At 70.9% G+C, this 22,358-nt stretch carries 19 protein-coding genes and 2 rRNA genes; 9 read left to right on the top strand and 12 right to left on the bottom strand.

Annotation, left to right across the window (positions count from 1 at the left end; genetic code table 11):
* Positions 1-111: 111 nt before the first annotated feature.
* A complete protein-coding gene (locus tag ACFUJR_RS05985) occupies positions 112-666 on the top strand; it encodes a DJ-1/PfpI family protein (RefSeq protein WP_361768246.1) in 555 nt (184 codons plus the stop codon).
* A gap of 147 nt (positions 667-813) precedes the next feature.
* Here the strand turns inward: ACFUJR_RS05985 and ACFUJR_RS05980 are convergent, their stop codons facing one another.
* Both ACFUJR_RS05980 and ACFUJR_RS05975 read right to left on the bottom strand, forming a co-directional pair.
* The gene (locus tag ACFUJR_RS05980) at positions 814-1,482 is read right to left on the bottom strand and encodes an HAD family hydrolase (RefSeq protein WP_383173225.1); all 669 of its coding nucleotides are present in this window, start codon (positions 1,480-1,482) and stop codon (positions 814-816) included.
* 34 nt (positions 1,483-1,516) lie between these two features.
* Positions 1,517-2,023 carry a DUF6912 family protein gene (locus ACFUJR_RS05975; protein WP_383173223.1) on the bottom strand — a complete coding sequence of 169 codons (507 nt, stop codon included), beginning with the start codon at positions 2,021-2,023 and terminating at the stop codon, positions 1,517-1,519.
* A 276-nt stretch (positions 2,024-2,299) separates the two neighbouring features.
* On the opposite strand from ACFUJR_RS05975, the gene ACFUJR_RS05970 reads away from it, so the two are divergent.
* On the top strand, positions 2,300-2,887 hold the full coding sequence (locus ACFUJR_RS05970) for an Rv3235 family protein (protein WP_383173221.1): 588 nt from the start codon (positions 2,300-2,302) through the stop codon (positions 2,885-2,887).
* A 137-nt stretch (positions 2,888-3,024) separates the two neighbouring features.
* On the opposite strand, the gene secA is transcribed toward ACFUJR_RS05970, so the two are convergent.
* On the bottom strand, positions 3,025-5,829 hold the full coding sequence (secA, locus tag ACFUJR_RS05965; RefSeq protein ID WP_383173219.1) for a preprotein translocase subunit SecA: 2,805 nt from the start codon (positions 5,827-5,829) through the stop codon (positions 3,025-3,027).
* 314 nt (positions 5,830-6,143) lie between these two features.
* Here secA and ACFUJR_RS05960 point away from each other — a divergent pair, with 314 nt between their 5' ends.
* Together ACFUJR_RS05960 and ACFUJR_RS05955 are read left to right on the top strand one after the other, a co-directional pair.
* Positions 6,144-6,725 carry a GNAT family N-acetyltransferase gene (locus ACFUJR_RS05960; protein WP_383173217.1) on the top strand — a complete coding sequence of 194 codons (582 nt, stop codon included), beginning with the start codon at positions 6,144-6,146 and terminating at the stop codon, positions 6,723-6,725.
* Between the two features lie 65 nt (positions 6,726-6,790).
* The gene (locus ACFUJR_RS05955) at positions 6,791-7,954 is read left to right on the top strand and encodes a winged helix-turn-helix domain-containing protein (protein ID WP_383173215.1); all 1,164 of its coding nucleotides are present in this window, start codon (positions 6,791-6,793) and stop codon (positions 7,952-7,954) included.
* Here the strand turns inward: ACFUJR_RS05955 and ACFUJR_RS05950 are convergent.
* The 6 genes from ACFUJR_RS05950 to mtrA all read right to left on the bottom strand — a co-directional run bounded on the left by ACFUJR_RS05950 (position 7,947) and on the right by mtrA (position 15,424).
* Positions 7,947-8,702 (bottom strand): response regulator transcription factor, encoded by a 756-nt coding sequence (locus ACFUJR_RS05950; RefSeq protein WP_352187387.1) that lies wholly within the window; start codon positions 8,700-8,702, stop codon positions 7,947-7,949. The genes ACFUJR_RS05955 and ACFUJR_RS05950 overlap by 8 nt on opposite strands.
* A gap of 208 nt (positions 8,703-8,910) precedes the next feature.
* Positions 8,911-9,591, bottom strand: a complete 681-nt coding sequence (gene hpf, locus ACFUJR_RS05945) for a ribosome hibernation-promoting factor, HPF/YfiA family (protein ID WP_383173212.1) — start codon at positions 9,589-9,591, stop codon at positions 8,911-8,913.
* Positions 9,592-9,885: 294 nt separating this feature from the next.
* On the bottom strand, positions 9,886-10,701 hold the full coding sequence (locus ACFUJR_RS05940; RefSeq protein WP_383173210.1) for a ComF family protein: 816 nt from the start codon (positions 10,699-10,701) through the stop codon (positions 9,886-9,888).
* Positions 10,702-10,826: 125 nt separating this feature from the next.
* On the bottom strand, positions 10,827-12,641 hold the full coding sequence (locus tag ACFUJR_RS05935) for an LpqB family beta-propeller domain-containing protein (protein WP_383173230.1): 1,815 nt from the start codon (positions 12,639-12,641) through the stop codon (positions 10,827-10,829).
* Positions 12,642-12,726: 85 nt separating this feature from the next.
* A complete protein-coding gene (mtrB, locus tag ACFUJR_RS05930; protein ID WP_383173208.1) occupies positions 12,727-14,745 on the bottom strand; it encodes an MtrAB system histidine kinase MtrB in 2,019 nt (672 codons plus the stop codon).
* Between the two features lies 1 nt (position 14,746).
* On the bottom strand, positions 14,747-15,424 hold the full coding sequence (gene mtrA, locus ACFUJR_RS05925; RefSeq protein ID WP_009333493.1) for a two-component system response regulator MtrA: 678 nt from the start codon (positions 15,422-15,424) through the stop codon (positions 14,747-14,749).
* 442 nt (positions 15,425-15,866) lie between these two features.
* On the opposite strand from mtrA, the gene ACFUJR_RS05920 reads away from it, so the two are divergent.
* From ACFUJR_RS05920 to ACFUJR_RS05900, 5 genes are read left to right on the top strand one after another with little or no spacing between them, the layout of a single operon-like run.
* Positions 15,867-17,099 carry a hypothetical protein gene (locus tag ACFUJR_RS05920; protein ID WP_383173206.1) on the top strand — a complete coding sequence of 411 codons (1,233 nt, stop codon included), beginning with the start codon at positions 15,867-15,869 and terminating at the stop codon, positions 17,097-17,099.
* Between the two features lie 22 nt (positions 17,100-17,121).
* Entirely contained in the window at positions 17,122-17,793 is a 672-nt protein-coding gene (locus tag ACFUJR_RS05915; RefSeq protein WP_383173204.1) for a DUF4129 domain-containing protein, read from the top strand.
* A complete protein-coding gene (locus ACFUJR_RS05910) occupies positions 17,790-18,995 on the top strand; it encodes a DUF4350 domain-containing protein (RefSeq protein WP_383173202.1) in 1,206 nt (401 codons plus the stop codon). The genes ACFUJR_RS05915 and ACFUJR_RS05910 overlap by 4 nt, the downstream gene beginning before the upstream one ends.
* Positions 18,992-19,975, top strand: coding sequence for an AAA family ATPase (locus ACFUJR_RS05905; protein WP_383173200.1), 984 nt, complete (start codon positions 18,992-18,994; stop codon positions 19,973-19,975). Before ACFUJR_RS05910 ends, ACFUJR_RS05905 begins: the two co-directional genes overlap by 4 nt.
* A gap of 12 nt (positions 19,976-19,987) precedes the next feature.
* Positions 19,988-21,298, top strand: a complete 1,311-nt coding sequence (locus ACFUJR_RS05900) for a DUF58 domain-containing protein (protein ID WP_383173198.1) — start codon at positions 19,988-19,990, stop codon at positions 21,296-21,298.
* 65 nt (positions 21,299-21,363) lie between these two features.
* Here ACFUJR_RS05900 and ACFUJR_RS05895 read toward each other — a convergent pair whose 3' ends face one another.
* The 3 genes from ACFUJR_RS05895 to ACFUJR_RS05885 form a co-directional block, all read right to left on the bottom strand.
* Positions 21,364-21,864 (bottom strand): hypothetical protein, encoded by a 501-nt coding sequence (locus ACFUJR_RS05895; protein ID WP_383173196.1) that lies wholly within the window; start codon positions 21,862-21,864, stop codon positions 21,364-21,366.
* Positions 21,865-22,061: 197 nt separating this feature from the next.
* Positions 22,062-22,178, bottom strand: a 5S ribosomal RNA gene (rrf, locus tag ACFUJR_RS05890).
* Positions 22,179-22,264: 86 nt separating this feature from the next.
* Positions 22,265-22,358, bottom strand: a 23S ribosomal RNA gene (locus ACFUJR_RS05885); the annotation flags it as partial.

Here is a 22,358-nt window from a genome sequence, read left to right as displayed (position 1 = left end):
CCGATCGTCATGGTCCGTATGTGTACAAAAGAGGGGGTGGAAGTTTGACGTTATGGACAGCGACACAGTGTCCTGTGGCAGGAAGCCGAGATCCGAGATCCGGGAGTCGCCATGGCAAAGATCTTGATCGTGACCGGGGACGCGGCGGAGTCGCTGGAGGTCATGTACCCCTACCAGCGGCTTCTCGAGGAGGGGTACGAGGTCCACATCGCGGCCCCGGCGCGCAAGCAGCTGCGCTTCGTGGTGCATGACTTCGAGCCGGGTTACGACACGTACACCGAGAAGCCGGGCTACAGCTGGCCCGCGGACCTGGCGTTCTCGGAGGTGGACCCCGGCGACTACGTGGCCGTGGTGATCCCGGGCGGCCGGGCGCCGGAGTACCTCCGCAACGACCCGGAGCTCCGCAAGATCCTGAAGTCCTTCTTCGACGCGGACAAGCCGGTGGCCCAGATCTGCCACGGCCCGCTCCTGACGGCGGCGATCGGCGGCCTGGAGGGCCGCAGGGTCACCTCGTACCCCGCGCTCGAACTGGACATGCAGGCAGCGGGCGCCACGTTCCAGGACACGGAGGCGGTGGTGGACGGCACCCTGATCTCCTCCCGAGCCTGGCCGGACCACCCGGCCTGGATGCGGGAGTTCCTGAAGGTCCTCCGCGAGACGACATGACCGGAAGCCCGTGACGAGCCGCCCGGACGCCTGACACCGAGCCCGACGGGCACCGCGAGCGCCCACCCGAAGGCCCGGGCGGCCCCCGCCGCCGCAACACCCGGCCGGAGGCCGGGCGCACCCCCACCGGCCGCCACCCCGCGCGCCCTACACCAACTCCTCCGCCACCGCGACCGCCTCCGCCAGCGAGTCCACCACCGGCACCCCCGCCGCCTCCAGCGACGCCCGGCTGTGCGACCCCCCGGTGTACAGAACCGCCCGCGCCCCCACATGCGCCGCCGCACGCGCGTCGTCGGCGGCATCGCCGATGACGACGACCCGCTCCGCGGGCACGTCCGTGAGCGCCGCCAGGTGCCGCACCATGTGCGCCGACTTCCCCTCCGTCGACGACCCGATCCGCCCGTCCACCCGCACGAACCGCGGCTCGATCCCGTGCCTGCGCACCAGCGGTACCAGCTCCGCGTGCGGCGCCAGCGAGAGCAGCGACTGCGTGAACCCGGATTCCTGCCGCGCGGCCAACAGCTCGGCCGCTCCTGCCGTCAGCCCGCACGCCTCGGCCCGCTGCCAGTAGTGCCGGTGGAAGGCGCCGTCCATCAGCACCCACTCCGCCTCCGTGGGCAGCCGCCCCATCAGCCGTTCGTAGAACTTCGGTACCGGCACGGTGTACAGATCCCGGTACCGCGCCAGCGTGATCGCTTCGAGCCCCAGCTCGGCGAAGGCCGCGTTCGTCGCGCCGATGACCGCCTCGATGTCGTCGAGCAGCGTGCCGTTCCAGTCCCAGACCAGGTGCTTGCCGTGCTTCCCGCGCTTCCCCATGCGAAGACGGTACCGGGCCCCGCCGACAGGACCCTCAGCCCAGCAGCCCCGGGATCTCCTGGACCCCGAACCAGAGCAGCTCGTGGTCCTCGGCCCCGTCCACCGTGAACTGCGCGTCGTCGTCGCCCTGGTCCGCCGCTCCCAGCGCGTCCGCCGCCGCGGAGACGTCCGCCTCCGCGTCGTCCGCGTCGGCGTGCACGGCGGCCGCCTTGGCCAGCGGTACGGCTCCGGCGATGCGGACCTCGCCCAGCGAGCCCGCGTCCAGCCCCCGGTCCGGGTCCACGACCGCGTCCTTGTCCGGTACGTCGACGGCGACGACGATCCGGCGCCGCGCGGCCGACGGGTCCCCGGCGAGCTGCCGCAGCGACGCGGCCGCGGCCCGGCTCAGCGCGGCGTACTCGAGCTCCTCGATGTCGTCGGAGACGTACCACTCGCGCAGCGCGGGGGTCACGGCGTAGGCGGTCAGCGGGCCGGGGCCCAGTTCGCCCGCCTTGTGCGCCTGTGCGAGACCGGGGAGGGTCAGGGGGACGTACACGCGCATGGCTGGCCGCTTTCGTAGTCGGAAACGCCCTCAGGATACGTGCGGAGTCCCCCTTCGGGGTCCCCAGGAGGCCGTCTCGTCGGTCCACCAGAGGCATCCCCGCACCCCGCGCCGGAAGACCCGGCCAGCCGCTCCCTCACTCTGATAGGTGAATTCGCCGAACGGCCGCGTGGGCATCCCCGCCGCCTTGCGAGGCCGCGAACCGCCCCCGTACAAGATCCTCAACAGAAGTTACCGCCGGGTAGAAACCCGGGTGCGAGGAATCGGGGACCACTCATGGACATCGCCACCACGACGACGCGTACGCCCGGAGCCATGCCCGGCATCGCCCCGACGCCCGGCATCGCCCCGACCGTCACCGCCCCGACGCCCGGCCCCGCCCCCACGGCCACGACCCGTCCCCGGACCCCTCGCCCCCGCTCCGCCCCCCGCGGCCCCGCCGGGACCCGCCCCCGCGGCGTCGCCGGAACCCACCCCGGAACGGCGTCCCCGCCCGTCCGTACGGCTCCGCGCGTCCTTTCGACCCACGCCCACTTCGCCGAGCGCCTGCTGCTCGTCCTGAGCGGTCAGCGGCCCGTGCACTGGATGCTGGGCCAGACCGTGGGAGAGGCGTACGAGCAGCTGGTCCAGCTCGCCCCCACGGCCCCCTTCGGAGGTCCGGGCATCCGCCCCGTACTCCGCAGCTGCCGGGCCCAGTCCGCCCAGGACGCCCTGGAGGCGTTCGCCAGCATCGCCACGGACCGGGGCGTGCGCGCCATGGCCTTCCGCCTCGAACTCGGCGCCGACCGCCGCTGGCGCTGCGCCGCCGTCGAGCTCGACGGCCTCCACGCGCGCGTGCCCACCCAGCCCCGGCCGCCCCGGTGACGAGCGCCCAGGTCGTGATCACCCCGCTCCCTGATCACCACCCCGCCGCCGCCCCGCCGCCGCCCCGCCGCCGCCCCGGCCATGACGGAGGGGCCGGCCACCTCACCAGGTGTCCGGCCCCTCCTCCCCGACGGGGGTTACTTCTTGCGGCGACGCCCGCCGCTGCTCTTCTGCGCCTTACGACGCTCCGCGCGCGTCATCCCGTCACCGCCGGCGGCGTCCCCGCTCACGAAGTCGCCCTCGACGACACTGCCGTCACCGTCCACCTTGGGCGCGGTGAAGTGCAGCCGGTCCGGCCGCTGCGGGGCCTCGAGGCCCTTGGCGCGGATCTCCGGACGCCCGGCGGGAGCCGGCACCGCGTCCTTGGTGAGGGAGGGAGCCGCGTCCTGCACCGGGACCTCCTCGACCTGCTGCTCGACCTGGACCTCCAGGTTGAACAGGTAGCCGACGGACTCCTCCTTGATGCCCTCCATCATCGCGGTGAACATGTCGAAGCCCTCGCGCTGGTACTCGACCAGCGGGTCCTTCTGCGCCATCGCGCGCAGACCGATGCCCTCCTGGAGGTAGTCCATCTCGTAGAGGTGCTCGCGCCACTTGCGGTCGAGCACGGAGAGGACCACGCGGCGCTCCAGCTCACGCATGATGTCCGAGCCGAGCGACTTCTCCCGGGCTTCGTATTGCTCGTGGATGTCGTCCTTGACGGACTCGGCGATGAACTCGGCCGTGATGCCCGCGCGGTCGCCGGCCGCGTCCTCCAGCTCCTCCACGGTCGCCTTCACCGGGTAGAGCTGCTTGAACGCGTTCCAGAGCCGGTCGAGGTCCCACTCCTCCGCGAAGCCCTCGGCCGTCTCCTGGCGGATGTAGTCGTCGATCGTGTCGTCCATGAAGTGCCGGATCTGCTCGTGCAGGTCCTCGCCCTCCAGAACGCGGCGGCGCTCGCCGTAGATGACCTCACGCTGGCGGTTGAGGACCTCGTCGTACTTCAGGACGTTCTTACGCGTCTCGAAGTTCTGGGTCTCGACCTGGGACTGCGCGGAGGCGATGGCGCGCGTGACCATCTTGTTCTCGATCGGCACGTCGTCCGGCACGTTGGCCATGGCCATGACGCGCTCGACCATCTGGGCCTTGAACAGGCGCATCAGGTCGTCGCCGAGGGAGAGGTAGAAGCGGGACTCGCCCGGGTCGCCCTGACGACCGGAACGACCGCGCAGCTGGTTGTCGATCCGGCGCGACTCGTGGCGCTCGGTGCCCAGCACGTACAGCCCGCCGAGCTCCTTGACCTCCTCGAACTCCGCCCTCACGGCCTTCTCGGCACGCTCCAGTGCGCCGGGGAGGGCCGCGGCCCACTCCTCGACGTGCTCGACCGGGTCCAGACCCGCCTGGCGCAGCTCCGCCTCGGCGAGGTCGTCCGGGTTGCCGCCGAGCTTGATGTCGGTGCCTCGACCGGCCATGTTCGTGGCGACGGTGACGGCGCCCTTGCGGCCGGCCTGGGCGACGATCGTCGCCTCACGGTCGTGCTGCTTGGCGTTGAGCACCTCGTGCTGGATGCCGCGCTTGGAGAGCTGCTGCGAGAGGTACTCGGACTTCTCGACCGACGTCGTACCGACGAGGATCGGCTGGCCCTTCTCGTGCTTCTCCGCGATGTCGTCGACGACGGCGGCGAACTTGGCGACCTCGGTCCGGTAGATCAGGTCCGACTGGTCCTTGCGGACCATCGGCTTGTTCGTCGGGATCGGGACGACGCCCAGCTTGTAGATCTGGTGGAACTCGGCGGCCTCGGTCATGGCCGTACCGGTCATGCCGGAGAGCTTGTCGTAGAGGCGGAAGAAGTTCTGCAGGGTGATCGTGGCGAGCGTCTGGTTCTCGTCCTTGATGTCCACCCCTTCCTTCGCCTCGATCGCCTGGTGCATGCCCTCGTTGTAGCGGCGGCCGGCGAGGATACGGCCGGTGTGCTCGTCGACGATCATGACTTCGCCGTCGATGACGACGTAGTCCTTGTCCTTCTTGAACAGTTCCTTGGCCTTGATGGCGTTGTTCAGGTACCCGACGAGCGGGGTGTTCACCGACTCGTAGAGGTTGTCGATGCCCAGCCAGTCCTCGACCTTGGCGACGCCGGACTCGTGGATGCCGACGGTCCGCTTCTTCTCGTCGACCTCGTAGTCGCCGGTCTCCTCGATGCCCTTGAGCGTGTTGCCGGCCTCGCCGCGGGTGAGGCGGGTGACCAGCTTGGCGAAGTCGCCGTACCACTTGGTCGCCTGGTCGGCAGGGCCGGAGATGATCAGCGGCGTACGGGCCTCGTCGACCAGGATGGAGTCGACCTCGTCGACGCAGGCGAAGTTGTGGCCGCGCTGGACGAGCTCGTCCTTGGACCACGCCATGTTGTCGCGCAGGTAGTCGAAGCCGAACTCGTTGTTCGTGCCGTACGTGATGTCGCAGGCGTACTGCTCGCGACGCTGGGCCGGCGTCATGTTGGCCAGGATGCAGCCGACCTTCAGGCCCAGGAACTTGTGGACGCGGCCCATCATCTCGGAGTCGCGTTCGGCCAGGTAGTCGTTCACCGTGATCAGGTGCACGCCCTTGCCGGACAGCGCGTTCAGGTACGCCGGGAGCGTGCCGACGAGGGTCTTGCCCTCACCGGTCTTCATCTCGGCCACGTAGCCGAGGTGGAGGGCGGCGCCGCCCATCAGCTGCACGTCGTAGTGACGCTGGCCGAGGACGCGCTTGGCGGCCTCGCGGACGGTCGCGAAGGCCTCGGGGAGCAGGTCGTCGAGGCTCTCACCGTCGGCGTACCGCTGCTTGTACTCATCGGTGAGCGCCCGCAACTCGGCGTCGGAGAGGTTGACGAAGTCCTCTTCGATGGAGTTGACCTGGTCCGCGATGCGGTGCAGTTTGCGCAGGATCTTGCCTTCGCCTGCACGCATGAGCTTGTTGAAGACGGACACTGAGGCTGGTCTCCTTGCCGGTCGGGCCTGGCACTGGGTCGTGTGATGGACTCGGGCGCGGGCACGGCAGGTGGTCCCCACCGCAACGGCCATCGTAAGCGAGACCGCCGCCGCGCCGGGAGGCCCGAAGGGCCGGAGCGTCACCGCTGCCCGGAATGAGAACGCACGAGACGCTCCGAAGGTGCCGCCGGGCCCGAAAAGTGTTCGTTTTCGGGTCCGGGTTTCCGGGATCCGGAAGTGCTCGCTCCGGGTCGGGACTTCCGGGATGCGAAAAGTGTTCGACCCATGGCGGTCAGGAGGTCAGAATTCCGTCCATGGAGCCCACGACACTGACCACGGAACGCCTCACCCTCGGCGCGTTCGGGCCGGAGGACGCCGCCGAGGTCCACGCCATCTGCCAGGACCCGGACATCCAGCGCTGGACGACGGTGCCGTCGCCGTACGGGATCCAGGACGCCGAGTTCTTTCTGAACCGCGTCGTCCCGGACGGCTGGCGCAACGACACCGAGTACGCGTTCGCCGTGCGGCTGCGGGAGGGCGGCCCGATCCTGGCCGCCGTCTCCCTGCACAACCCGCGCGCGGGATGCTGGGAGGTCGGCTTCTGGGCGGCCAAGGAGCACCGGGGCCGCGGCTACGTCACGGAGAGCGTGCTCACCCTGGCCCGCTGGGCCTTCACCGACCTGGCCTGTGCGCGCCTGGAGTGGCGGGCCGAGGTCGGCAACACCGGCTCGCGCGCGGTGGCCGAGAAGGCCGGGTTCCTCGTCGAGGGCGTCCTGAGGTCCGCGCTGCCGAACAAGGGCACCGTCCGCGACAGCTGGGTCGGCGCCCTGCTCCCCGCGGACCTGGGCCTCCCCGGCTCCCTGCCCTACCTGCCCGCCGACCGTCCCGAGGCCTGAGCGCCTTCCCCGGACCTGTCCGGTCCGGGCCCCGGGTGTCGGTGCCGCCCTCTAGGGTGCGGATCATGACCACTGTGCCGCCGCCCGTCGCCGAACTGTCCGCAGACGAAGCCCGCCGGATCGCCCTGCGCGCCCAGGGATTCCTGGGCGCCCCCGACCGCCGCGCGGGGGTGCGGGGCGTCCTGCGTCACCTGGGCCAGGTGCAACTCGACACGATCTCCGTCCTGGCGCGCTCGCACGAGCTGATTCCGTACGCCCGCCTGGGCGCCGTGGGCCGTACGACGGTCGAGGAGGCGTACTGGACCGACGTCCACGCCTTCGAGTACTGGTCGCACGCGGCCTGCATCCTGCCCGTCGAGGAGTGGCCGCTCTTCGCCTTCCGGCGCCGCGCCTACCGCTCCCGCCCGCAGTGGTACCACCCCCTCCCGGACGGTGCGTACGACGCGGTGATCAAGCAGCTGCGGACCGAGGGGCCGCAGACGGCGACGGAGCTCGGCGGCGCGAAGAACAAGGGCGAGTGGTGGGACTGGTCCGAGTCGAAGGTCGCCGTCGAGCGGGCGCTGATGTACGGCGAGGTGGTGTGCACCGAGCGGCGCGGCTGGAAGCGGGTCTACGACCTGGCCGAGCGGGCGATCCCGGGCGCCGTGCTCCATGACGACCTGGACGACACCGAGTGCCTCCGACGCCTGGTGCGGCAGGCGGGTGAGGCGCTGGGCGTGGGCACGCGCGCGGACATCGCCGACTACCACCGGCTGAGGACCGAGCAGTTCGACAGGGTCGTGGAGGCGTCGGGTCTGGTCCCGGTGACGGTGGCGGGCTGGTCCAAGCCGGCCTGGGCGGATCCGGCGGCGCTGGCGAGCGAGCCGCGCGGCCGGCACCGTACGACGCTTCTGTCCCCGTTCGACTCGCTGATCTGGGAGCGGGCGCGGACGGAGCGGATCTTCGGCTTCACACACCGCCTGGAGGCGTACGTGCCGAAGCAGAAGCGCGTGCACGGCTACTTCGCGATGCCGCTGCTCTCGGGCGGCAAGCTGCTGGGCCGGGTCGACCCCGCGCGCGAGGGCAGCACGCTGGTGGCCCGCCAGGTGTCGCTCGACACCCCCAAGGCGGTCGGCCCGATGGCACAGGCGCTGCGAGAGGCGGCCGAGTGGGTGGGCTGCGACGCCGTACGCATCGAGCGCACGAACCGCCCGGACCTGACGCCCGCCCTGACCGCGGCCCTCACCTGATCTCGAGGATCTTCTCCCGCATCGCATAGACGACGGCCTCCATCCTGGAGTGCAACTGCAGCTTCTCCAGGATGTTCCGCACGTGGTTCTTCACCGTGTTCTCGGAGATGAACAGCTCCTTCGCGATGTCCCGGTTGTTCATCCCGGTCGCGACGAGCTTGAGGACCTCCAGCTCGCGGTCGGTCAGCCGCGGCGCCGGGACGAGCCGGCGCTCGTCCGTGCGCTGGATCATCGACTTGAATTCGGTGAGGAGCTTGGACGCCATCGAGGGACTGATCTGCGACTGGCCGTCGGCCACCGCGCGAATCGCGGTGGCGACCTCGTCGGTGGAAATCTCCTTCAGGAGATACCCGGTCGCCCCCGCCTTGATCGCGTCGTAGAGATCGGCCTCTTCATCGCTGATCGTCAGCATGATGATCTTCGCGCTGGGAGCCACCTCCTTGATGGAGGTGCAGGCCTCGATGCCACCGCGCTTGGGCATCCGGACATCCATCAGGACGATGTCGGGCAGCAAATCCGCTGCCTTGTCGACGGCTTCCGCCCCGTCACCCGCCTCTCCGACGACCTGGATGTCCTCCTCCTGGGCGAGGACGATCTCCAGGCCCCTGCGGAAGAGGGCATGGTCGTCCACCACAAGGACCCGGATCGGCTCTTTGCGGGACTCCCCGCTGTCCGATTCCGATCCCTCGGGGATGGCCGCGCCATCGGACTCCCGCCCGCTGTGCACCGGCCCGAAGCTGTCCGCCATCGTTCCTCCCCCTGAAGGCCGTGGCCTGAATTCGTGTTCGGTCCTTCAACCTCTGCTCTTGGAGCAGAGGTTGGCGTGCACGCCATGATTTCATGCCCGGGCGACGACGAGGTGATCCCGCGGTAGCACGGGGGTGCCCCTGGGGGCGCAAGGGGCGCTCCAGGGGCACCGTGACGGACAGATATGGGTGTGGTCCTGCGGCTGTGGGTCAGCCGCCGAGGGCACCACCGGCGCCGCCACCCTCGGCGAGCGGGTCGCTCTCCAGATGGATGACGCCGTAGTCGTACGCGTGCCGCCGGTAGACGACACTCGGCTGCTTCGTGTCGGAGTCGACGAACAGATAGAAGTCGTGACCGACGAGCTCCATCTCGTAGAGCGCCTGGTCGAGGGTCATCGGGGCGGCCCTGTGCGTCTTCTCCCGGACCACCAGGGGGCCTTCGCCCTGCACTTCGATCGAGCCCATCATCGTGGTGGGCACTGCACCGGTCTCGTCGGTGACCAGCTGGCCGTTCCCGTTGAGCTGGGCCACGCCCGGCACCACGTCGCCCACCTCGGCCGCGGACAGCCTGCCGTTGCCTCGGCGCGTGTACCTCTTGTCGTGCTGCTTGCGCAGTCGCGCCTCGAGCTTGCCGTGGGCGAGGTCGAGCGCTGCGTACGGGTCGCCTGCCGCCGCTTCTGCCCGGATGACCGGGCCTCGGGAATGGACGGTGATCTCCACACGGTCGGACCGGTCGGCCTGCCGCGGGTTGTGCTCCTTGGACACCTCGACGTCGAGGCTGATCACCTTGCCGTCGAGCTTCTGGATCTTCTCCAGCTTCAGCTTCTCGGCCACGTGCTTGCGGAACCGCTCGGGCACCTCGGTCTTGCGGCCCTTGACGACGATGTCCACGCAGAACTCCGTTCCCGGATCACTCAGATCGGCTCCTAGGCCGCTGAGCTTCTCCCTTTGCACCAGACTCCGGTGAATGCCGGAGCCTCGGACTTGGCGACGTTCACCTCCTCCTCCCCAGCCGGGGAGATCCCCACCCCACCAATCTGAGGTTAATTCGCCCTGAACTCCTGTCCTGTAGGCGCACCCGTGCATTCGGTGAGGCGTAGCATTCGCCACTCCTCACAACCGAACATAGCTCGTTCGGTCGGGTGTCGGCACCCGCTGCAGCCACATACCTCCGTACGGGTGTTTTCACCTCTCATCACCTGCAACGATGCAACTCGCCAGTCGGTTCCGGTTTATATCGAACGACGATGGCGAACAAGCGACCACCGCGGCCGCGGGCCGTACGAATCGGCTCTCCGATCCGCCTCCGCCCGCGCCCGAGCCCGCGCCCCATCCCGAGCCCGAGATGAACGGCGGGTGGACGGCACCGAGTGCCCTTGCCGCCTCCGCCAACGAGGCGCCTGTCGTCATCAGATCGTCCACCAGCACCACCCGGCCTCGCTCGACGAGCCGCGCGCCGCCCCCCACGACCTCCAGCGCCCCGGCCAGGTTGGCGAACCGCGCGTGGGCGGTGAGCCCCGACTGGTCCGCGACACCGCGGCGCTGTCGCAGCACGGGAATCACCCGAGCGGCCCGCCCCCGACGGCGCAACCGGCCTGCGGCGGCCAGCGCGATGCGCCGGGTGGGATCGTGTCCACGCGCCCGCACCGAGCGAGGGGAGGAGGGCACGGGTACGAGGAGAAGGGGGAGGGCCCCCGGGCCGTCACAGTGCCCGACAGCGGCTTCCACGGCGCCCGCGAGCGCGGACCCGAGGGGCCCGGCCAGGGAGAGCACGCCCCGTTCCTTGTGGGCGAGCAGCACGGAACGCACGGCGTCGGCGTACGGCGCGGCGGCATGCACCCTCGGCAGCCCGGCCGGCTCGGGGAGCGGACGGACCCGGCGCGGCCCCCGGTCGGTCAGCTCCGCCCGGCAGGACGGGCACAACTCCGTACGGGGCCTGCCGCAGCCTCCGCAGGCGACCGGCAGCACCAGTCCGGCGATCTCGCGCCACCACCCCCGCATGGCTCCACTGTCCTCCTGCCGGACCCGCCCGGCCACCCCTGTGGACAGCGGTCCCGGCTCCCTGTGGACAAAGGGAGGCCGGGACGGCACGGAGCGGCTTCCCCCGGGATCACCCGGGCGGGTGGCTACCCCGGGTAGACCGGTGAGGAGCCCGCGATCTTGACCAGCCGCTGCCAGTTCGCGCCCGGCACGAGCCGCACGATGCCGTCGTTGCCGGAGTCGGCCACCACCGGGGCCTTGTCGTCGTTCGGCGCGGCCACCGCCGTCACCCCGTTGAGCCCCGGCAGCACCGAGGTCGCCGAGGTCGCCCCGTCCGTCTGGACGTAGCGGACCTGCTGGACCCCGCCGGCCTCCTTGCCGACCACGACGAGCCTGCTCGGACCGGCCCAGGACACGGCCGTCACGGCCTCCATGCGCGGCGCGACCGGCTGCAGGTCCGCGACCGACACGGTCGCCCCCGTCCCGTCGGCATCGCGCTCCACGCGCCCGATCTTCAGCGCGGTGCTGCCGTCCTTCTCCTTCAGGACGAGGGCCATCCGCACACCGTCCGCCGAGACGCGCAGCGACTCGACGCGCGCACCGTCCGTCAGCCAGGGAGCCCGTACCTCCACGGGCGTGCCCTCGCCGTCCGGCACCATCCACAGCCGCGGCCTCACGGGGTTGCGGTCCGCGACCCACAGATCCCCTCGGCCGTCCCAGCTCGGCGCGGACAGCCGGTCCTCGGGCCGTGCCGCGGTACTGGTCACCAGCGCCGGGCGCAGCTCCTGGTCGGAGAGGATCGACGCCACGCGCAGCTCGCGCCCGTCCTTGCCGACCCCTGCCGCGCGGCTCTCGTCCCGGTCGACCGCGACCGACCGCAGGGGCGTCGCGCCCTTGCCGAACGGCCCCGGCGTCACGTCCGCCTCCGCGTCCTCCTTGCCGCCCACCGGCAGCGTCTTCAGCGAGCCCTGCTCGTCGACGAAGAACGGGTTCTCCGCCAGGCCCGAGTCGCGCACCGGCGCGAACTCCTCGGCCTGCGCCTTGGAGAGGACGCACAGCCGCCCGCCGTCGGACCCCCGCTGCAGCTCCACCTGCTCGACCCGTACGGACGTCAGATCACCGAGCGTGAAGAGAAGCTGAGCCGCCATCCGCCGGCACACCTCCCCGCCCACCCGGTCGGCCTTGGCGTTGAGCGGCACCTTCAGCGTGGACTGGTCGTCCGTCGCGAGGGTGGTGACACCCTCCTTCAGCTCCGTACCGGAGGGGAAACGTGAATCGACGGCCGGCTTGAGCCAGTTCGTCGGCCCCTCCAGGAGCGCCTTCACGGTCTGGGTCACCGGATCCATCCGGGTCACCGGGTCCTGCCGCTGCCGGATGTACACCGGGTCGGCGACGACCCAGTCCTCCCCCGAAGCGAAGTAGTACGTGTTGACGGAGCGGTAGTTGCGCTGGAAGTCGGCCTCGCTGAGCACGAGCCCGGACGGCAGGTGGTCGATGCGCCACTCCCTGCCCTTGCCGTCCGCGGCGGGCTGCTGCACGACGTGGATGAAGTCCTTGTACTCGGCCGGCTTCCTCGGCTGGTAGGCGTGCCGGGCGTCCACGGTCGCGATCTGCCGGCCCCGGATCGGATAGGACCGGCCCTCGTTCTCCGCGTCGGCGAGCCGGTCCGCCTGCTCACGGTCCGGCGCGGTCGTCAGCACGGTGATGCTCTGCTCCGGCTTCCAGGCCCGTGCCGCCTGCTTCGTCAGATACTTCTTGGCCGTGGCGAAACCCGGATCGTCACTGGTCATCGCCTCCAGGAAGCCGTCGACGATCTCGTCGGGCTGCGCGTTCTCCCGCGGCTGCACGGCGTAGACCCGGACCTGCGAGTCGCCCGGGTTGGACGCCCTCACCTGCTGTACCTCCCCGCTGTCGGGCATCGTCGCGCAGCCGGCCACCAGCAGCCCGCCGCACGCCAGCATCAGGCTCGTCCGCACCGGGCGGGCGGACGAGCGCGCGGCAGCGGCCGCCCCGCTGTCGACGGCCGCCTTCCGCTCTCCTCGGAAGTCAGCGCCCACGTGTCCCGTCCTCCCCCTCGGCGTGCGTCGACGCCCTCGCCTCGCTGCTGTCCGCCTCGGTCGTCGCCCGGGCGACGACCCGGGCACCACTGCCCGGCAACGCCGTCGGATCCGCCGTGGCCCGCGGCACCTGCGGCATCCGCGGCGGTACGGGCAGGGCGGGGCGGTCCCCCGCGGGCTGCGCCGGCAGTGCCACCTGGCGCCGGTCGCCCTGCCCCGGCCGTCCCTCGGTCCGCCCCTGGGCAGGGGTCCGGACCTGAGCCTGTTCACGGTTGCGCCGCGAGTCCTCCGGCTCCAGGGGTATCGGGGATCCGCGCAGCGGCTCGTCCGCCGTGCGCGGCAGGGTGAGCCGGAACTGCGAGCCGCCACCGGGCTCGCCCCAGGCCTGGAGCCAGCCGCCGTGCAGCCGCGCGTCCTCCACCGCGATCGACAGGCCGAGGCCCGTCCCGCCGGTGGTGCGCGCGCGTGCGGGGTCCGCCCGCCAGAACCGGTTGAACACCCGGGTCGCCTCGCCGGGCTTGAGTCCCACCCCGTAGTCCCGCACGGCCACCGCGACGGCCCCGCCGGCCGCGGCCAGCTTGACGATCACGTCCCGGCCCTCGCCGTGCTCGACCGCGTTGACCACCAGGTTGCGCAGCACCCGCTCGACCCGCCGGGCGTCGGCCTCGGCCACGACCGGCTGCTCGTCGCCGACGACGACGATCCGGCCGCCCTTGCGCTCGGCGAGCGGCTCGGCACCGCCGATCACCCGCCGCACCACCTGGCGCAGGTCTATCGGCTCGGCCTCCAGGGCCGCCGCCCCCGCGTCGAAGCGGCTGATCTCCAGCAGGTCGGCGAGCAGCGACTCGAAACGGTCCAGCTGGTCGCCGAGGAGCTCGGCGGAGCGCGCGGTGACGGGATCGAAGTCCACGCGGGCCTCGTGGATGACGTCGGCCGCCATCCGGACCGTCGTCAGCGGCGTACGCAGCTCGTGCGACACGTCCGAGACGAACCGCCGCTGCATCCGCGACAGCTCTTCCAGCTGCTGGATCTTGAGCTGAAGGTTCTGCGCCATCTTGTTGAAGGCCTCACCGAGCCGGGCGATGTCGTCCTCGCCGGTGACCTTCATCCGCTCCTGCAGACGGCCTGCGGAGAGCCGCTCGGCCACCCCGGCGGCCATCCGCACGGGGGTGACGACCTGGCGGACCACGAGCCAGGCGATGGCTCCGAGCAGAACCACCACGAAGAGCCCGGCGGTCGCCAGGGTGCCCTTGACCAGGGTCAGGGAGTCCTCCTCCTGCGCCAGCGGGAAGAGGTAGTACAGCTCGTACTGGGTGCCCTCGGCATCGTTGAGCCGCTTGCCGATCACCAGCGCGGACTCGGCTTCCTTGCCGTTGGTGTAATGGATCCGCGTGTACTTCTGGAACGTGCCCGTGCTCTGCGCGACGGAGTACCGCAGGTCGCCGGGGATGCTGGTGTCCGGGTCGACCTCACCGGAGGCACGCGCGCCACGGCTCGCGGGCCCGTCGGAGTCCTCCATGGAGAGCGCGACCACGTTGAACGCGCTCTGACCACCACTGGCGAGCTGCTCGACCAGCGTGGAACGCCAGGTGAGCGAGGAACCCGCGCGCCCGCCCTCCTGCCCGCCCGGCCCGGACGGCGTGGTCGCCGCCTTGTCCTGGGCGGCGGAGAACCCACCGGCGGCCTGGCTCTGCGCGGCCCTCTCCTTGGCGTCGAGGAGGCCGTTACGCACCTGGCCGATGACGACCAGGCCGAGCAGCAGCACGACACCCAGCGACATCAGCAGGGTGCCCGCGACGACGCGGAGCTGGATGTTCCGCCGCCACAGCCGTACGGCGGGGAGCAGCGGACGCCGCACCCAGCGGGCGAGGAGCCGGAGTGCCGATCCACCCGGCGTACGGCTGTGAAGCAGACGGCCGAATCGCGAGCCCCCCCGTCCCGGTCCGGCAGCCCGCCCCGACCGGACTCCCGGGTCCCCGGGCTTCGGAGCAGTACTGCCTACGCTCATGTCAGCTCGGCCCCGCCTTGTACCCGACACCGCGGACGGTCACCACGATCTCCGGCCGCTCCGGATCCTTCTCGACCTTCGAGCGCAGCCGCTGGACGTGCACGTTCACCAGCCGGGTGTCGGCCGCGTGCCGGTAGCCCCAGACCTGCTCGAGCAGGACCTCACGGGTGAACACCTGCCACGGCTTACGGGCCAGGGCGACAAGCAGGTCGAACTCGAGCGGCGTGAGGGCGATGGACTGCCCGTCCCGCTTCACCGAGTGCCCGGCCACGTCGATGACCAGGTCGCCGATGGCGAGCTGCTCGGGCGCGGGCTCCTCCGACCTCCGCAGCCGCGCCCGGATACGGGCGACGAGCTCCTTCGGCTTGAACGGCTTGACGATGTAGTCGTCGGCCCCGGACTCGAGACCCACCACCACGTCGACGGTGTCGCTCTTGGCGGTCAGCATGACGATGGGCACGCCGGACTCGGCCCTGATGAGCCGGCACACCTCGATGCCGTCCCTGCCGGGCAGCATCAGGTCCAGCAGCACCAGGTCCGGCTTGGCCTCGCGGAATGCGGCGAGTGCCTTGTCGCCGTCCGCGACGAACGACGGCTCGAACCCTTCACCCCGCAGCACGATGCCAAGCATCTCGGCCAGTGCGGTGTCGTCGTCGACGACGAGAACGCGTCCCTTCATATCGACATCATCCCATTTCCGTATCAGTCTCAAGGCGGCTGGTGAGATACCTCACTGACCAGCGGCAACGTCCGTGATCGTCCACCGCCGGCCGCCCCTGTGCGTGGGCGCTGATGTCGGACATGGACCCGTAGCCCCCGTCGGCCGCCCTGAACCGTACCCCGAGCACGCACCCCTGGCCCATGACCGAACCCGGCCCCATCCCCTCACCGCCGGCGAAGCCCGGGTTCCACGTACGGTTTGTGGCACTGATCGGGCATCCGCCCCTTCTGCGCCCCGGCCCTCCGAGAACCAAGGTCAGAAGGTGGTACCGGCCCCGGCCCACCGGCGGGCCCCTCGTGGCACGATGGCTCACGGCCCGCCACCCCGCACGGGGGTCGGCCACTGAGACCGCGCCTGCTCTCCGAGCCGGCCCCGCGACCATTCCTCGAGGTGGACGACCGTGAACGACACTCCGGGCTGGACCTCGCCCGGATCTGCTCCCTCCGACGGCCAGGACGGTTCCGGGGTCCCCCGGCCCACGACGCCCGGTGACGCGAACGGCTCCGCCCCCCAGTGGTCCAAGGACCAGCCGCCCGCCGGTCAGTGGTCCCCGCCGACCGCCCCCATCCCGGGACAGGGCCAGGCGCCCGCCCCCGGACCGGGCCAGAACTGGGGCGGACGCCCGCCCTACGGGAACTGGGGCAAGCCGCCGGCCGCCAAGCCCGGAGTGATCCCCCTGCGCCCCCTGGGCATGGGCGAGATCCTCGACGGCGCGGTGTCGACGATGCGCACCTACTGGCGCACGGTCCTGGCCATCACGGTCACCGTCGCGGTGATCTCTCAGGTCGCCGACATCCTCGCCCAGCGCTTCCTCGTCCCGACACCGCCCGAGATCAACCCGGACGCGAGCCCGAGCGAGGCCATGGACCAGCTCGGCGACACCCTGCAGACGAGCGTCATCGACTCCATCCCGGCGATCCTCATCCTCCTGATGGCCACCCTCGTGAGCGCGGCCCTGCTCACGGTGGTCATCAGCCGCGCCGTCCTCGGCCGGCCGGTCTCCATCGGTGCCGCCTGGCGGGAAGCCCGCCCCCGCCTGCTCCAGCTGCTCGGCCTGACCCTGCTGCTGCCCCTGATCGGCGCGGCCGTCATGCTCGTCGCGATGCTCCCCGGCATCTTGCTCGGTGATGCGGCCGGCGGCGCGCTCGTCGCCCTCGGAGCGCTCGGCGGCCTGGTGGCGGTCGTCTGGCTGATGGTCCGCTTCAGCCTGGCCTCCCCGGCCCTGATGCTGGAGCGGCAGGGCATCGTCTCCTCCCTGAAGCGCTCGGCGAAGCTCGTCCAGGGCTCCTGGTGGCGCATCTTCGGCATCACACTGCTCACGCAGCTGCTGCTCTTCATCATGGCGTTGATCATCGCGATCCCGTTCGCGATCATCGGGATCGCCGCCGACGGCCAGGGCTTCAGCGGCCTGGTCTCCGGCTCCACCCCCGAGTTCGGCTGGACGTTCCTGATCGTCACCGGCATCGGCGGCGTCATCACCAACGCGATCGCGTACCCGATCTCGGCCGGGGTGACCGTCCTCCTCTACATCGACCAGCGCATCCGTCGCGAGGCCCTGGACCTCGAACTCGCCCGCGCCGCCGGTGTCCCCGGCTACGGACCCGCCCCCGGCGACCCCGCCACCGGAGGCTGACGGGGTGATCCACACGGGGGGCATGACCACGGCGCGCCTGCCGCAACGCGGCGCCGACGACGTACCGGTGGACGTACCCCGCGTCCCCGCCCGGGAGGCGGCTGAGCGGGAACTGTCCAAGCCGATGTACCACGAGAACGATCCGAGCCTGCTCGAACGCGGCCTCGACCGCTTCCTGAAGTGGGTCGGCGGGCTTTTCGACGCCGCCTCGGGGGCAACCCCGGGCGGCCTGCCCGGACTTCTCGCGATCGTCGTGGTCGTGCTCGCCCTGGTCGGTGCGCTCTGGTGGCGGCTCGGCACCCCGCAGCCCGGCTCCTCCACAGGCGACTCCCTCTTCGACGACGGCCCCCGCACCGCCGACGAGCACCGGGCGACCGCCGCCCGGCACGCCGCCGCCGGCCGCTGGAACCAGGCGCTCCAGGAACGGATGCGGGCGATCGTCCGCTCCCTCGAGGAGCGCACCCTCCTCGACCCCCGCCCCGGCCGCACGGCCGACGAGGCGGCCGCAGAGGCGGCACGCAGTCTGCCCTCGCACACGGACGAACTCCGCGCAGCGGCCCGCTCCTTCGACGACGTCACATACGGTGGCCGCACCGCCGACGAACCCGCGTACCGTCGCGTCGAGGAACTCGACACCGCCCTGGAGCGGACCAGACCGACACTCGACACCGCCGCCGCGGGAGCCTCCGAATGAGTCGGCCGCGCACGAGCGCCACCTCGACCTCGCTCGCCCCCCGCCAGATCTGGCGCCGAGCCCGCGTCGTCCTCCTCATCCTCGGACTGGTCGTCATCGGCGGCGTGATCCTCGCGGCCGTGCGCTCCACCGACCACCACGGCCACCTCGATCCCCGCTCCGCCGACCCCAACGGCAGCCGCGCAGTCGCCGAGATCCTCAAGGCTCAGGGCGTCACCGTCCACGTGGCCACGACCCTCGACGAGGTCACCGCCGCCACCGGGGGCGACGGCGACAGCACCCTCCTGGTCACCACACCGGACCTGCTGACCGCCCCTCAACAGTCCGCCCTGCGCCAGGCGATGGACGCCTCCGACGGCCGCACCGTCCTCGTCGGCGCCGGCCACCCCTCGCTCGACACCCTGGCCCCCGGCGTCACCGCCGCCACCAGCACCTCGGTGACGAACCGCGAACCCGCCTGCGCCCTCCCCGCCGCCGTCAGCGCCGGCCCCGTGGACATCGGCGGCGAGCGATACACCACGGAGGGCACCCGAGCGACCGGCTGCTACCCGGGAGACGGTCTGCCCACCCTGGTCGTCCTCCCGACCTCTGGAGGCGGCGACACCGTCCTCCTCGGCTCCCCCGACATCTTCTTCAACGAGCGTCTCGACAAGCAGGGCAACGCCTCGCTCGCTCTGCAACTCCTCGGCTCCCGCCCTCATCTCGTCTGGTACCTCCCTTCGCTCTCCGATGCTTCCGCCACCGAGGGCGAGACCCCCGAGAGCACCACCGACGGCTTCCTCGCACTCGTCCCCTCGGGATGGCTGTGGGGCACGTTCCAACTGGCCCTCGCCGCCGTCCTCGCCGCCGTCTGGCGAGGCCGACGTCTGGGCCCGCTGGTCACCGAGCCCCTCCCGGTGGCCGTCCGCGCCTCCGAAGCCACGGAGGGCCGTGCCCGCCTCTACCGCAAGGGCAACGCACGCGACCGCGCCGCCACCGTCCTGCGCACCGCGACCCGCACCCGGATCGCCCCTCTTCTCGGCGTCGCCTCCCAGGACGCCCACGCGCCCGAGACCATGCTCCCCGCGCTCTCGGCCCGGCTCTCCGGAACCACCGCAGACCCCGGGGACCTTCTCTTCGGCCCGGCTCCCGCCGACGACGCCGCTCTCATCCGCCTGGCTGACCAACTCGACGCCCTCGAACGAGAGGTACGCACCTCATGAGCGCCCCGACCCCCGAGACCGCCACGAACTCGGACAGCGCCCGCGCCTCCCTGGAGGCCCTGCGCACCGAGATCGCGAAGGCGGTGGTCGGCCAGGACCCCGCCGTCACCGGACTCGTCGTCGCCCTGCTCTGCCGGGGTCACGTCCTCCTCGAAGGCGTCCCCGGCGTCGCCAAGACGCTACTGGTCCGCGCGCTCGCGGCCACGCTCGAACTCGACACCAAGCGCGTCCAGTTCACCCCCGATCTGATGCCGAGCGACGTCACGGGCTCCCTCGTCTACGACGCCCGCACCGCGGAGTTCTCCTTCCAGCCAGGACCGGTCTTCACCAACCTGCTCCTCGCCGACGAGATCAACCGCACGCCTCCCAAGACCCAGTCCTCCCTTCTTGAGGCGATGGAGGAACGCCAGGTCACCGTCGACGGAACTCCCCGTCCCCTGCCCGACCCGTTCCTCGTCGCTGCCACCCAGAATCCCGTCGAGTACGAGGGCACCTATCCACTCCCCGAGGCCCAACTCGACCGCTTTCTACTCAAGCTGACGGTCCCGCTGCCGTCCCGTACGGACGAGATCGACGTCCTGACCCGGCACGCGAACGGCTTCGATCCCCGCGACCTCAAGGCCGCCGGAGTCCGCCCGGTCGCCGGCCCCGCAGAACTCGAAGCCGCCCGCGATGCCGTCGCCAAGACCTCGGTCTCACCCGAGATCGCCGGCTACGTCGTCGATATCTGTCGTGCCACGCGTGATTCCCCCTCGCTCACCCTCGGTGTCTCCCCCCGAGGCGCCACCGCCCTGCTCTCGACCGCTCGCGCCTGGGCCTGGCTCACCGGCCGGGACTATGTCACCCCGGACGACGTCAAGGCCCTGGCGCTCCCCACACTCCGCCACCGCGTCCAACTGCGCCCCGAGGCCGCGATGGAGGGCGTCACCGCCGATTCCGTCATCAACTCGATCCTCGCCCACGTCCCCGTCCCCCGCTGAGAACGGCGCCCCATGGCCCTCACCGGACGAACCGCGCTGCTCGCCGCCCTCGGATCGCTCCCCGTGGGCATCTTCGCCCCCAGTTGGACGGGGATGCTCGCGGTGAACGCGCCCCTCTCACTCGCAATTCTGTGCGACTACGTGATGGCCGCGCCAGTGCGTAAGCTCCAGTTCACCCGAAGCGGTGACACAACCGTTCGACTGGGTGACAGAGCCGACGTACAGCTCACCGTGACCAACCCGTCCCCCCGGCGCCTCCGCGCCCATCTCCGTGACGCCTGGCCGCCCAGCAGCTGGCTCCCCGGGACCGAACGGGCCGCTTCCCGGACACGGTTGACCGTCCCAGCGGGCGAACGCCGGGCCATCACCACAGCGCTCCGTCCCACGCGCCGAGGCGACCGCCACGCCGCACGCGTCACCGTCCGCTCGTACGGCCCCCTCGGCCTGGCCGCCCGCCAGGGCAACCACACCGTGCCGTGGACTGTCCGTGTTCTGCCGCCGTTCACCAGCCGCAAGCACCTGCCCTCCCGGCTGGCCCGCCTCCGCGAACTCGACGGTCGGACCAGTGTCCTCACCCGCGGCGAGGGCACGGAGTTCGACAGCCTCCGCGAGTACGTTCCGGGCGACGACACCCGCTCCATCGACTGGCGGGCCACCGCACGCCAGACCGCCGTCGCCGTCCGCACCTGGCGTCCCGAGCGCGACCGTCACATCCTGATCGTCCTCGACACCGGTCGCACGTCGGCCGGCCGCGTCGGAGACGTACCCCGTCTCGACGCCGCGATGGACGCAGCCCTTCTCCTCACGGCCCTCGCCTCACGCGCAGGAGACCGGGTCGACCTCCTGGCCTACGACCGCCACCTCCGCGCCCAGGTACAGGGCCGCTCCGCAGCCGACGTCCTGCCAGCCGTGGTCAACGCCCTGGCTCCGGTCGAGCCCGAACTCGTGGAGACGGACGCCCGCGGTCTCGCGGCCACCGCCCTGGCCCGAGCCCCGCGCCGCTCACTCCTCGTCCTGCTCACCAGTCTCGACGCCGCCCCGATCGAGGAGGGCCTTCTCCCGGTCCTCCCGCAGCTCACCCAGCGCCACACCGTGCTCGTAGCCTCCGTCGCCGACCCGCACACCGACCGCATGGCCGCCAACCGCGGCACGATCGACGCCGTGTACGAGGCGGCCGCCGCCACTCAGGCTCAGACCCAGCGCCACCGCGCCGCGGACCAGATCCGCCGCCACGGCGTCACGGTCGTCGACGCCACCCCGGAGAACCTCGCCCCGGCTCTGGCGGACGCGTATCTCGCCCTCAAGGCAGCCGGCCGCCTGTAGTGCAATCGAACGGTGGCCGGCGTGGAGAACACTCCACAGAACCGGCCACCGATCCGATCACTGGATCAACGGAACACGACAGAGGCCTCCCCGGCCGCGGCGCTGAAGGAGCCCGGGCAGAGGAAGGAACCCGAGACCTTGCGGGCCGTGAACGGCGTGTTCAGATACTTCCTGGTCGCCCCGTCACGATTCCAGACGATGTTCGTCGCCTTGTAGCGACAGGAGACGAACGACTGTTTCCCGGTGATGTCGATGGCGTCGGTCGTCGCGGTACCGGCGACATCGTCAAAAGTGAAGGCCGGGTTGTTGTTGAGCGAGGCGGTGATGCCCCCGCCGCAGGACAGATTGCCGCCCGGCTTGTTGATCGTGGCCCGGTCGACCGTGAGCGCGCTCGGCGGGTTCGCGCTGCTGCTGGCGTTCGTCCAGCTACAGGTGTTCCCCGAGACGACGATCACGCCGTCGACCTTGAGTTCCGCGGTGGTGTCGGCATACGCCGTCGTGGATGCACCGATGCCGGCCGCGATCACCAGTGCGGCCAATCCACTCAGTGTGGGGGTGTACTTCATGTCGCTCCTCCTTGCCACTGCGTTGTGGGTGGGGGGAACCCGGGCCGCCTGACGGATCAGCCCGGGTTCGGAGTGCGCCACGAAGGGTGACACAACGATCGTGAGATGTCATGACCCGGTCAATTCTTGGCCAAAAGTAGCCGATCGAAAAAATGCCTCAACCCCCGGACCAGGTCCAGGGGTTGAGGCTAAAAATTGTTCGGCGGCGTCCTACTCTCCCACAGGGTCCCCCCTGCAGTACCATCGGCGCTGAAAGGCTTAGCTTCCGGGTTCGGAATGTAACCGGGCGTTTCCCTAACGCTATGACCACCGAAACACTATGAAGTTGAACCGCCGCGCCCCGACCAAATAGGGGGGCGTGTTCGTTACTTCAGAACTAACACAGTGGACGCGAGCAACTGAGGACAAGCCCTCGGCCTATTAGTACCGGTCAGCTCCACCCATTACTGGGCTTCCACATCCGGCCTATCAACCCAGTCGTCTACTGGGAGCCT

The organism is Streptomyces sp. NPDC057271 (assembly GCF_042668715.1).
In the GTDB taxonomy this organism is placed as follows: Bacteria; Actinomycetota; Actinomycetes; order Streptomycetales; family Streptomycetaceae; genus Streptomyces.
This window is presented reverse-complemented; position numbering and strand designations above follow the sequence as displayed.